The sequence below is a fragment of the Paenibacillus sp. FSL R5-0713 genome (assembly GCF_037973325.1).
Lineage (GTDB): Bacteria > Bacillota > Bacilli > Paenibacillales > Paenibacillaceae > Paenibacillus.
Genome location: NZ_CP150229.1, coordinates 3,647,993 through 3,661,099, shown reverse-complemented (window position 1 = coordinate 3,661,099; position 13,107 = coordinate 3,647,993). Strand labels below are relative to the sequence as shown.

The window sequence follows — 13,107 nt, the reverse complement described above, 5'->3', positions numbered from 1 at the left end:
ACCGAATAGAGCATTTGCCATGCAACGATCTTCCGATACATAACGCGATTTAACTCAACTTAACCTTGTAAGTACGTCCTGCAGATGTAGGGAAGCTTATGTGATTTAAATCGATGCTCTCCGTTTCAATCACGTTGCCGTCAAGTGTTACCACAACTGGACCTTCACCTTTAAGCACGCAGTCCCGGCTCAGGTGTGAAGTGATATACGCTTCTGCAAGTTGTCCGTTGTCCCACTGGATACTAACCTCAAATCCGCCTCGGGCACGCAGACCGGAAACGCTGCCTTGTTGCCAAGCATCCGGCAGTGCGGGAAGCAGTTCCATATAAGGACGGTGAGATTGCAGCAGCATCTCGGCTATCCCGGCAGAGGCGGCGAAGTTGCCGTCGATCTGAAACGGAGGATGTGCTCCCAGAAGATTCGGATAAACCCCTCCATGGTTGTATTGTTCCGACGACCCATCTCTGACCAGGCGTAGCATGTTGGATAGCAGACGCAGGGAACGGTTTCCTTCCCTGAAACGACTCCAAAGCGCAACACGCCATCCCAGGCTCCAGCCCGTGCTTTCATCTCCCCGTCGCTCAAGCGAGGTTCTGGCAGCGCCAAACAACTCTGGTGTCTCCTCGTCCGAAAGCTGGCGACCCGGATAAACCCCTACCAGATGTGAGGTATGCCGATGATAGATATCCTCATCCTCAAAGTCCTTCGACCACTCCTGCAATTGGCCGTATTTGCCGATTTGCAGCGGGTGAAGACGCTCACGGATGCTCACCAGTTCGTTTCTGAAATCCGGGTCCGTTCCAAGAATCTCCGAGGCTTCAATACAGTTGGTGAACAATTCCCAGATCAATGAGATATCCATGGTTGAACCCGGACTGACCGCTGCTATACCTTGCGCTGTTCTGAATTTATGCTCCGGCGATGTCGAAGGTGCAGTCACAAGACGACCGCTACCATCGTCAATCAGCCAGTCCAGTGCGAACAGGGCTGCCTCCTTCAACACAGGATAAGCGGAAGTACGCAAATACGCCTCGTCTCCGCTAAAGGTATAATGCTCCCATAGATGCTGAGTCAGCCAAACACCTCCCATCGGCCAGAAGGCCCAGCTTGGATCACCGTCACCATAATTGCCCACCGGCGCCGTCTGTCCCCAGATATCCGTGTTATGATGCGCGGTCCACCCGCGAGTTCCATAATTGACCTGTGCTGTTTCAACGCCCTTCTTCGCCAGATTGCTGATCAAGTCCAGTAAGGGCTCATGGCATTCCGCCAGATTGCATATTTCAGCAGGCCAATAGTTCATCTCCGTGTTGATGTTCAACGTATAATTGCTGCTCCAGGGAGGGCGAGTTACTGCATTCCATATACCCTGAAGGTTCGCGGCTTGTGTTCCCGGACGGGAGCTTGAGATCAGCAAGTAGCGCCCATAGTGAAAGAGCAGTTCCACAAGCCCCGGGTCCTCCGCTCCATAGGTTGTAATCCGCTGTTCGGTGGACATCTCCTCCGGAGCAGGTGAATTCCCAATCTGGAGCTTCACCCGATCAAACAACCTACGGTAATCTTCAATATGCGAGTCAAGCATGCTGTCATATTGCTTGGCTACCGCCTCATCCAGAAATGAACTTGCAGTGAAGGAAGCATCTTTTCCCTCAACTCCCGGAATGGCATCCATACCGTTAAAACTTGTAGCTGCGCTGAAATAAAAGGTTGCCGTTGTTGCACCCAATACATGAATTCCATTGCCATCCACCGTTACCTGTCCGTCCTCTGTCTTCACCGCTAGCTGTCCTTCAAATACCATTGCCTTGTTATGTTCAGGGTCATCGTATCGAATCGGCTCATCGCTTGCAAAATAGCTCGGATCTACATGCTCCGGGGCTGTTCCTTCCAGAACCAAACGTTCTTCCCTAGCACTAGTCACATGCCGAAGCGGGCTATCCAGTGACGCATGTACATTCAGCGCACCTTCCACACTAGCAGCCAGCCGCAGCACAAGTACCTGATCCGGATGCGACGCAAACATTTCGCGGGTATAAATCACATGGCCAATCTGATATTCAAGGCTGTGCACTGCATTTTCTACATCCAGCGTCCGCTTGTAGGAATGGTAGATATCCCCGTGTTCAAAATGCAGGAGTAAATCTCCGAAGGGTAGGTACGATTGGGTGTACGGGCCCATCATCTCTCTGGTCAGCGTGTCTGCTTCCGTATAACGTTCCTCCTGTAACAGCGCGCGGACCTTTGGCAGAGCATCCTTTGCCCCAGGATTGTTGCCGTCCTTCGGATAACCGGACCACAGGGTGTCCTCATTCAAGCTGATTTTCTCCTGCTCCACCCCACCAAAGATCATGCCGCCAAGACGGCCATTACCTATGGGAAGCCCTTCCGTCCATACATTTGCAGGTTTGTCATATTGAAGTTTCATGTGCACTCTCCCTTAAAATTCTCTCATTAGCTAGCCAATTCTATTTGGAACATCCGTAAACGTGTTTTCGACAAGGTTAACCTTGCTGCATACGCTTACATAAACTGTTTCTTCAAGTCAGGATAACTTTCCTGTCTCTGTGGTGGACAATTATTTATTCGACTTGAAAACCAACCCACAAGTGTACTTGGCTTTCAGAATCTGGACATCACTGCAAGATGCGAAACGGTGTCCAGGTTATGTTCTCAATGACATCCTGGCTGCCAATACCATCCGGTACCTGATGAGCAAGCCAGCAAAAGCTCACGAGCGCTTAAATGCTCAACAGCAGCCACTTTGTTGGAGGTGTAGGTCGTCAACGAACCGGAACGGACAGATTCGATCTCATCACCAGATAAATCACTAACAAATCGGAAATGGCACAATGTTCTTGTCCCGCGAAACTTTTGATTGTCATCGTCTTTCAGCCCGGTAGTCGAATAAGGCCGCTGATCCTGTTGATCAGCGGCCTCCTTTGGTTTTATGGAACTTTGTTTCCCGTTCGTTTAAACGTGTTTGCAAGGCAACATTCCTTTTAGCTTTAGACTATCTATATATTTCCTTTTCCATATATGCTTTCATTAATTTTGATTAGCAATTTCTTTAAGATTTGCTTCTGCTCGTCATTAAAGGTTTGAGCAATTTCATCCTCTTCTTTTTGGAATGAGTGAAGGTCGGGTTCACTCCGATCGAAGCTCTTCAGTCGGCTATTGCCAAACCGGCCCGTTGTTTTGGTCTACATGATCGCGGCCGGATTACCGAAGGTGCGCGTGCGGATCTTATTCTCATAAACGGTGATCCGACCACTAATATTTCTGATACCTTGTCAATCCAATCCGTGTGGTTCAATGGTTCGCAACAACTAGGTTAAACCTAGTAAATTATGGCGTTGCTAATTGTAGAATTACCAAGAAGAGGGACTTCAAAATGAGGTCCCTCTTCTCGTTAGGGTACCATTAAGTTTTTTCATTGTTATGGACAGCACTACGAGCTTCTTCCAATTTTTCAAGTACGTCTTGGGCATGCGGTAAAAAGCGTTTGCCCACAGTTTTAAAAGCGAGTTGCTTGCCCAATCGATCAAAGAGTCGAACGCCCAGCTCATCTTTCCGTTCCTCTAGTTCATCGCATATACCCAATAACGGAATTCATTCCATGCTCTGGCCTCGCCGTCCTGAATGAATTCGACTCGAATATGCAGCTCCTTTTTTCCTCTGGTATAGGATTCAGGGATTACAAACTCATCATCCAGCCATCGTTTATAGGGATTTCGGTCCGCCGTGTACCACGTTCTTTCTGTTACTCTCACTCCATCTACATGAACAAAGGCCCGTTGTCTGCCTGTGATCTGATCACACCGCCGCCGCATTCTTACGCCTCTGTTGTCCTCCCTGATACGGATTGTGAATTCACTATAACCATCTGTCTCATGACCTCTATCACGAATTATGATATCGTCTTGATCCCCTTCATAAGCTGAATCCAGAGTATAGTAACCGCGGCTGCCTTCTGTTTTGTAATCATGGTTCCTCTCCGATAAGGGATCGCCAATATCCATTTCGTCCGTCAGAACCATTCCCGGTTCGTCCACACCATAGTAGAACAGAATGCCTGAATGTTCGAGATACTGATTGTTATACTCGCCTGCTTCGATACCAAATACGAGCTCCGTCTGAAAGGGATACCAGTCACCGCTGCACATTCTGACCATGGACCATGGGTTGTCAGGGATTCCGTCATAGGCGCTGGATGGATTACATTCAGGCGGCGTGGGAAATCCCCAACCATAACATACCCAACTCTCGGAACCGTCGCTTTCAACTTGTGGTGTCGCATTGCCGTCAATGTGGATACGGACATCGCCTTCACAGCTGATTGTGCCCGGTTTACGGGTAAAACCTGTTACGTGCCCAGCCACCATATGTCCTCTTCCCTTGAGTTGACCGATGATGCTGTCCGACCCTTCTGTTGCCTGACGTTCATAATATGTCGATGTGCGAAAATAACCGGTTTGACCCTTCTCATAAACTGCGTTTCGCTCTGCTGTACATTCAATGTTTAATTCGGATAATAATATGTCACGGTTCCCTTTGTTCACCAGTTCAATCATCGCATGCTCCCAGTACGGCATGGAGAAATAGTTATAGAATACTCCGTCCCCTCTTCTCCCATGCGACAGTACGCCGACAGGATTGAATCCAAGCTCGTTGCCAAAGAATACACCTATGGAGCACCAAATATCCGGTTGTTCATGTTTATCCCAGCTTGCTTTGATACAGAGGTGTTGCAGGTCTTCGGATGAAAAGGAGTGGGGATTGAATGCAGCGCTTATCGAGGAGATACTGCCTTGACCCACCTCTTCCAGAATGGTTCGTTTCTCTCCTGCTTTAACGGTCAGCATTTCGTAATATCGGGATTTGCATTTTACGGCTGGTTTGGGATCTTCACCAACCCGAGACCATATTTCAATCAGCGGGGTATAGTTTTCTTTTCCGGTGAACGTAGATATTTGATCAGAGTCATCATAGGAATGATAAACGACATGGCCCCAACCGCCATCCCCTTTGGCTGCTCCTTTTAGTTGAATATCCGAAGTAATCCTGCATGATTTCTTGAAAGGCATAGGCACATAACTTCGAACGACGCGTATCGGTCCACGCCCATTGTCCTCGGGTCCAATATAAACGTCTGCCAGTGGAGTTACGAAAGGAAATTTACTCCCGAATTCGGAGGCCTTAATTACAAATTGGGGCGTATCCTCGCCATCAAAATAAAAAGAAAAGGTCGGTTCCGGACTCTCGGGATAACGGTGTTGGACAAAATTATAGATGCATCCTGGACCGCAATAATCAAAAATCACCCATTCCTCCTTGTCCTTATAAAGCCACCAATCCCAGTCCGCATTGCGTCCTTGCTTGTCGATGCTTCCTTCATAGTGAACCTGCACGCGGTCTTTTAGTACAGGAAGCAAGTCGAACCTTTCCATATTGCCAATTCCTTTAGGCTGTAAATGGGTCGTCATATGTCTGCAACCTCCGAGTCATTAGATGAATACCTTCCAAATTCACAAAGCATTTCCAATCCTGTCATCCTCTCTGCTCAGCCATACAACGGGCCATATGCAGCACAAGCACGATAGTCTGCACCCTCATGATCTTTTGTGCCAAATGCTGTCCAGGCGCTGGGCCGGAAAATGCGCTTTACTTCAACGTTGTGCATGTTAACCGGAATGCGCAGTATGCTCGCAAGTGTAATCAAGTCGGCTCCGATATGGCCATAGCTTACAGCACAATGGTTCGAACCCCAGGCTTCCATCACGCTGTAGACGTCATCAAATATCGGATCACCTGCTACCCGATTCGGGACAAACCATGTTGTTGGCCACGTTGGTGTCGTTCGCAGATCCAGTCGTTGATGCACTTCCTCTGGCAACTCCAACGTATACCCTTCCGCAAGCTGAAGCACCGGCCCCAGCCCTGCTATGAGGTTAATGCGTGCCATGGTGACGGGCATCCCCCCACGCGTTGTATAATCGGTAGAATAGCCTCCGCCTGCAAATTGGTCCATATAGGTTGGTCGCCAGCTAACCGCATTGAGGCAGGCATGAACTTCCTGATCATCAATCTCCCAGTGAGGCTTCATCGCGGGATGACCGTCGCGAAGCTGCTCTCCCGTTCCATCAAGCGCTGCCGGTCCAGAATTGATCAGATGTATGAATCCTGCCGCAGCCAGACCATCCGGCTGCCAGTCTGTTACGCGTTTCACGGCTTCCGGGCTCCAGAATGCACGAACATCCGCAAAAATCTGGGCAGTATGAGACAAATAGTGATTGAACAACATGGTGATGGCGTTCAGATTGTCGTTTTCGGTGGCGACCATATAGGGTTCGCGAATGCCATTCCAGTCGAATGAACTGCATAGAATCGCTTCAAGCACATCTGCACTGGGAAGGTGATCGGTCCATTCACGCTGTCCCTGGAACCCGGAAGCAATGGCGTTATAACCATACGCCTCCTCTTCGTATCCCATTTCGGCCAGTTTGGGATTGCCAATCATCAGATCACGCACAATCAACGTCATGCGAATAGAAGTTTTCCAGTTCTCCTTTTTGCTCTCTGGATCAATTTGAACCGACTCCGGATTGGGATCAGGCCCTTTCTTGCAATGAAGATCGGCCCAAGCCATAGCTGAGTGGAATTCCTGCTCGTCATAGATTTGCTTCTCCAGCCTGCGCGTAACCTCAGTCATGTCCAAATAGGCATTGCGCATACCCAGATAACGCTGGTAGAAATCTTCGTCTACAATACAACCTGCGATGCCCATGGAGACGGAGCCGATCGACAGATAGGATTTTCCTCGCAGCAGTGCAGCAGCCAGACCCGCACGAGTGAACCGGACCAGTTGATCCCGAACATCCTCTGGCAGTTTGCGTTCCTCCAGATCCTGAATATGTCTGCCGTAGATTTTGAAAATGGGCAGGCCTTTCTGATTATGCGCCGCATGCAGCGCAGCCAGGTAGACCGCACCGGGGCGTTCAGTGCCATTGAATCCCCAGACGGCGTGCGGCAGGGTTGGGTCCGTTTCCATCGTTTCAAGTGGATAACACCAACCGTTTGCTACCGTGACCAGGACGCCGACACCTTCCTTCCTGAATTGCTCGGCACAACGGGCTGCTTCGCTCATTCCGGAGATGCATGTATCAAAGATGACAACCTGCACGGGTGAGCCGTCCGGGTTTCGGAGAATGGAGGTAATCGCAGCAGCAGCTTCGTGCGCCAGTTCCATCGTGCTTTCAGCCAGTGAAGCCTTTACAAGCTTACGGCGATCCACGATTGGGCGAATGCCGATCTTTGGAAATCCACTCTCATAACGATGCTTCATATCCGTCATCTGTATTTCCCCTTTTCTGCATATTTTATTGGATCGTATCGATTGGGATGGAGAAGATGTGTTGTCCCGGGTTCAATGTGTGAGAACGGCGTAGATTCACGGCATTTACCATATCAGCCGGCACGACAAACGTGGCTGTGGTTCCTTCAGGGATCGTCACCTCCATGTGCAGACCTGCCTCGTCTTTTTTCCATGCTACAGCAATGGTTCCATGTGCCGTCCTGAGCGAAGCGCTCACCCTTTCCAACTTCGAGGGGATCATCGGCTCAATCCATATTTTTTCGTAACCGGGCGAGTCGGGCCTAATACCAGCCAGTCGCGTGTAAAAAGAAACACTGATGCCCCCGAACATGGCGTGGTCATGGGAATGCATGCCACCTTTCTCGCTCCATTGCTCCCAGAGCGTCGTAGCTCCGCGCTCAATCTGGTATCCGAACCCGGGATATTCCTTCTTGCTCAGAAGCTCATAGGCAACATCGATGTATCCGTAGTCCGCCAGCACGTCAATCAGATATCTGGTGCCATAGATACCGGTATGAAGATGACCGCCATGTTCCTCAATAGCTTCCACTAGCCGCTTTGCGGCTGAGGCCCGCTCTTTGACCGGCACCATGCCAAAAGCGAGCGGCAGCAGCTGAGCAGTCTGGGAACCGCTGCTGTAAACGCCGTTCCCCACGTCCCAATGGCGATGAAAGGCCTGGTTGATATCCCGAGCCAGTGTCGAATAATGTTCATGATCTGCGCTCATGTCCAGGATCATCGCCGTTTCGGCAACAATGGACGTGATTTTGTAGTAAATACTTGTATTCACCAGTTCGACTTCGTGGAAGTAGTTCTCCCAACCATCATCATTGGGAGGACACCAGTCCCCAAAGCCATCCTTCACCTGATGGTCTGGCCACTCCTGATGCAGATGGTCAATATATGCTTTCATGGAAGGATAACGCTGGAGCAAGATATCCAGATCGTTATAATGCTGATAGAGACGCCAAGGAAGAAACACTTTGTCCCCGCTCCAGTCCGGGTTGGTCATGCTTTCTTCAATATCTCCGAGCCATTTGCGATAATAATTCTGCATATTGAAATGGTGCATGCCGGCTTCCTCAACAACAGCAGAATCCATGAGACAAGGCGTACGTTCATCTCGCTGACAGCAGTCCGTGGGTATGCTGACCAGATTGTTGAGGTATGACCAGCGAATATTACTGTAGAGCTGATTGAGCCCTTCATCTGAACATTCAAAGCTGCCTGCCGGCTCTACGTCTGCATGAATGGGAATGGCCTGAATGGAGAGATGATCTGTTTCACCGCTGACTTCCACATAACGGAAGCCGTGATACGTAAAGCGAGGTTCATAACGTTCTTCCGCCTCTCCACGGAGAATGTATGTGTCGATTGCTTTGGCATTTCGATTCGTCCAGGGATCAATGTTGCCTTGTTCATCGACTAGCTCGCTGTATCTCAGCCGCACTTGACTGCCTTCCGCTCCTGTTACCTGAATGCGAACCCACCCTGCCATGTTCTGACCAAAATCGTATACGCCCACGCCCGGACTTGGCCTGAAGACAGCGATGGGCTCGACCGGGTTGTGAGGTACAACAGGAGGTTGGATGTTCGCTTCAAGCTTGCCGATAGGTGGTTCGGCAGTTACAGCCCTCGACCAATTTCCGTTTTCAAGAAATCCCGGTTGATCCCAACCGATGTACTCCTCTCGTGCATCATAGGACTCTCCGTCATAGATATCATTGGAAAGTATCGGGCTTGACGCGAATGACCAAGATTCATCCGTTATGATGGTACGCTTGCTGCCATCCTCAAACTGGAGGTCCAATTGCATGATAAAGGCTTTATCCTGATTCCATTTCCATCCCCACCGTGAATAATTGAAATGGTAACCATTCCCGAGCCACACGCCGAGTACGTTATCGTTGTCTTGAAGCAGATGGGTCACGTCATAGGTGTCATAGAGCATTCTGCGGGAATACGGCGAATTGGCAGGAGCCAGAACTCGGTTGTCCGCCCTGTTCCCGTTGATGCAGAGCTCATACCAACCTACCGAATAGATGCGCAATCTGGCTTCAACTGCGGACGACGGCAATTCAAATGTTTTGCGAAACAGAGGGCTGTCAACTGGAAGGGGTGCCTCACAGATCGACAGCATATTTTCCTCAAGCACAAGCCCATTCCCCGAAGGGCTAATCGTATCTGTGGTAAAATGAGTCGTCTTCGGATCATAAAAGCGGTTGGAGTACAGCACGCGGCCATCACTCCCGCTGAGCCTTAGATCACGGAAGGTTGCCTTTTGCCCGACTGTCGTCCGGAATGCAATCGTTCCTTCATAATCTGCTGCCATGCAGCGATGCGTGTAATGTTCATCGATGGATACTTGCCATTCCCCGGCTTCCGTACTTATCTTGAGTGATAAACGTTGAGGAAGTTTGTGCAGTGCAGGTAAAACCATCTTCCCCAGAACCTGGCGTACGTCTTCTTCAACGCGGTATATGCACACGTGTGTCTGCTGTGCATCTTCTTCAGGCTCAAGCAGTTCAATACCACAGTGATTGCCTTCGTCACGATAACCGAACAGAAATGCTGCACCGCCTTCTTCCACGCTGAGAATGACTTCCGCCTGATATGAAATCCAGTCATGAGGCTGGACTACCGGGCGTGTAATCCACTGGGCACACCATTCGTCAGATACTGATTTCTCCTTCGTTTCCGCCATGTTCTTCATGGATGTCATGTTGTCGCTCCTTCCTGTCAGTCAGCACGATTTACTTGTGATGGGCACGCCACTTCGGGATATCTCAAACGCATTCCAGGCACTTACCGTGATGCCGTCCAGGATCACGTCAGGCCCGATTTCAAACGGGATGCGTCTCTCTTCTCCCGCAAGCAATCCAAAATCATTGTCATCCAGATAACAACTCCACTCGTCTGGAAAATGGTGAATCATCACTCGAATCGCAGGCACGTTTCCCATGTTTCGAATGACAATAAAGCCGTTCTGGTCTTGGGTCTCGACAGACCATTCAAGCGCAGTGCGCGGAAGTTCACGCAGCGGTGCATCGGAGAGTTCGGCGTACAATGCAAATGCCTGCTTGGCCTCATCGTCAGGATATTCGTTTGCTTGATGGCGGTGCTCCCTCTCAAAAGTGATCAGCTCTGGAGTCTTCGGCTGGGCATTGAACCAATACCACTGATCGGACACAAGATCTCCATTGCTTTCATGAAGCGTGACGACAATCAAGAACGGCCGAATTGCTGATTCTTCCGGCAACGTGACTTCCAGTTGATCGATGCAGCTCGCCAGCCCGGTCTTCACGGTTAGCGCCGGATAATTCCACTTCCTCACCTCGCTTAATTGACTGTCGTACATCGAGACTTGGATAGCTGCATTGATAAGGGCGTTACGCGAATCGTTCACGACGTGCAGTGCTGCGCGGAATATTTCATCTGGCTGCCACGCATCCAGTTTGGTGCAGGTGATGAAGGCATTTTGCGGACGTGAGACCTGTTTGGCACGATAATAGGAAAGCTTGGCTGTTCCGTAATAATCGATCACCGCCCACGAATGTCCGGGAAAACAATCCGTGAATTTGTAGTACCAGAAGCCGCTCTTATCTCTTCCTGTTCCCGCCCTCTGTACATCAGCGGTCAGTCGAATCGCATCACCTTGAGCAGTCTGAGAATACGTGATGTAGTCCTGCCAGTTGCGGATCGGTCCGTACGCCGCGTAGCGCATGACTTTAATGATGTCCTTCAGACCGAACTGGTGAAAATGCGCTTTCCAACCCCTGCTATCTTCCGTTGGAGGAAATGACGCCAACGCTTCTTCCGGCATATAGCGCAGACAGCTTGAAACATTGGTCTGACTTGGAATGCCGAATTCGCCGTAAAACACCGATGGCATCGCTAACGTTGCCTCATCCAGGGATTCACCCCCGTGATATACGTTCCAGTTATGCACACTTCCGCCCCATGGATCGGTTCGATGGAACGGACGGGATGGATCGTATCCACGGCATCTTTTTCCGACCAAAAATAATCCTTCATCTGCACCGCCATGATTGCCGTTCTCATTGCCTCCCCCCCACATGATCAAGGAAGGGTGGTTTCTGAGCCGTTTTACTGAAATTGTGGTCTGGCGGTCAATAACGCCAAGGTCCGTCAGTGGTGAATCGGGAGGACCCCAGCAGAGCGGGAATTCCTGATAGACCATAATGCCTTTTTCATCACACAGATTATAAAATTCGTCACTTTCCACCAAGCCGCCGCCCCATGCCCGGAGCATCTGCACATTTCCCCTGCGGGCGAGCTCCAGCAGTCGTTCATACTGCCCATTCTGCTGGTCAAGCATGGCATCAGGCCAACACCAGTTCGCGCCTTTGATGAACATGGGCTCGCCATTGATGACAAACTGCCAGCGATATTCCGTTTCCGGTGCTGCATCGTTCAGAGGACGCATTTCAATCGTACGGATGCCAAAAGACGTGTGAGCTTCGCCAACGTTAATGGGTCCAGAATTAGATCCAGATAACACAAGCTCATAGAGAGGCTGTTCCCCGTAACCCGTCGGCCACCAAACCTCGGGATCAGTCAGTCTGATTACGGTACTGAATTTGCTGCGGCCATATGGCACTTCAATGGAATACGTAAAATGGGTATCCCTTTGGCAAAGTGTCTGGTTATCAGGGTCAAATGAATCCACACTCGTTTTCGATTTCTTCGATCGGATACAGCCTTTGATGGATAATTCCACTTGCTCAACGAGATTACTCTCAGCCGTAAACTCCAAGTGAAGCACAGCTTCATCCGAGGTGTGGGACAGGGTTACAACATACGGATCAAGCAAAGCGATGTCCGGTTCGGCCACCACCCGTACATCCTTCCAGATGCCGAGTGAAATCAGGTGTCCATAATGCCAGCCAAAGCCCGGACTGGGCTTCATCAGGCCGTTCCAACTTTGAGGTGCAGGGTCCAGTCGAACAACAACCACATTGGATTTATCATGTCGAACCAAGTCTGTAATATCATGAATTGGGCCGCCAAACATGCCCTGATGATGTCCCAGTGATGCGCCATTAAGAAATACGGTGCCCGAGTAGTCGATCCCGTCGAATTGTAAGGAGAGTCGGCCTCCCACCCATTCTTCAGACAGTTCAAATGACGTAGCAAACCACCATTCCTTGCATTCCACGCGTGTCCTGCGGAACCAGACGGGGGTCTCTTCAGGCATACCGTGATTCTCCAGTTCATCGATCGTGTTGGTATTCCAGTGTGGATCATCGAGCAGTTCCTGATCAACCAGGGCTTTCTGCACCGTTGTGGGCACGCTAACTTCCAGCCAATCGCACCGATCGTGATCCGGTTCGTACCAGCGTTCCCGCATGCCTTCACTTGCCTGGGCTTTTCGTCCAAACCAGCCTGTCGCAGGCGCCGGATCTCCATGATCAGCTGCCTCGCCTCCCTTCATACGCCAGATTCCGGACAAAAGTAATGTTTCTTTGAAGGCAGAATTGCGAGCGTTGTGGTGATTGGTATATGTGAAATCAGCTGATGGCTCTGCATCGGCATGGCGGGGTGCTATTGAAATGTGCACTTTGTCTGTCGTACAGCGGATTGGAATGTGGCTGTCCTTCTCCACCCATGCATCCCCATGCAGCGAGGAACGGACGTAGGCCTCGTCCTGAACTTCGTCCAGAAAGCGTTTACCTTCATCTGAACGGTAATATGAGATGTGTGTCATCGCGCTA

5 protein-coding genes and 2 pseudogenes are annotated in these 13,107 nt (G+C 50.2%); 1 reads left to right on the top strand and 6 read right to left on the bottom strand.

Annotated features, from left to right (window positions below; all coding sequences use genetic code 11):
- Positions 1-49: 49 nt before the first annotated feature.
- Entirely contained in the window at positions 50-2,425 is a 2,376-nt protein-coding gene (locus MKZ12_RS16255) for a glycoside hydrolase family 95 protein (protein WP_339255476.1), read from the bottom strand.
- 706 nt (positions 2,426-3,131) lie between these two features.
- On the opposite strand from MKZ12_RS16255, the pseudogene MKZ12_RS16250 reads away from it, so the two are divergent.
- Positions 3,132-3,335, top strand: a pseudogene (locus MKZ12_RS16250) (amidohydrolase family protein); the annotation flags it as partial.
- Between the two features lie 94 nt (positions 3,336-3,429).
- Here the strand turns inward: MKZ12_RS16250 and MKZ12_RS16245 are convergent.
- The 5 genes and pseudogenes from MKZ12_RS16245 to MKZ12_RS16225 form a co-directional block, all read right to left on the bottom strand.
- Positions 3,430-3,585 (bottom strand): annotated as a pseudogene (locus MKZ12_RS16245) (LysR family transcriptional regulator); the annotation flags it as partial.
- A complete protein-coding gene (locus MKZ12_RS16240) occupies positions 3,579-4,862 on the bottom strand; it encodes a DUF2961 domain-containing protein (RefSeq protein WP_339261455.1) in 1,284 nt (427 codons plus the stop codon). The pseudogene MKZ12_RS16245 and the gene MKZ12_RS16240, both read right to left, overlap by 7 nt.
- 698 nt (positions 4,863-5,560) lie before the next feature.
- Positions 5,561-7,351, bottom strand: a complete 1,791-nt coding sequence (locus MKZ12_RS16235; RefSeq protein ID WP_339255474.1) for an L-fucose isomerase — start codon at positions 7,349-7,351, stop codon at positions 5,561-5,563.
- A gap of 25 nt (positions 7,352-7,376) precedes the next feature.
- Positions 7,377-10,094 (bottom strand): family 78 glycoside hydrolase catalytic domain, encoded by a 2,718-nt coding sequence (locus MKZ12_RS16230; RefSeq protein ID WP_339255472.1) that lies wholly within the window; start codon positions 10,092-10,094, stop codon positions 7,377-7,379.
- A gap of 21 nt (positions 10,095-10,115) precedes the next feature.
- Positions 10,116-13,100: a sugar-binding domain-containing protein gene (locus MKZ12_RS16225; RefSeq protein WP_339255470.1), complete on the bottom strand. Its 2,985-nt coding sequence runs from the start codon at positions 13,098-13,100 to the stop codon at positions 10,116-10,118.
- Positions 13,101-13,107 lie beyond the last annotated feature (7 nt).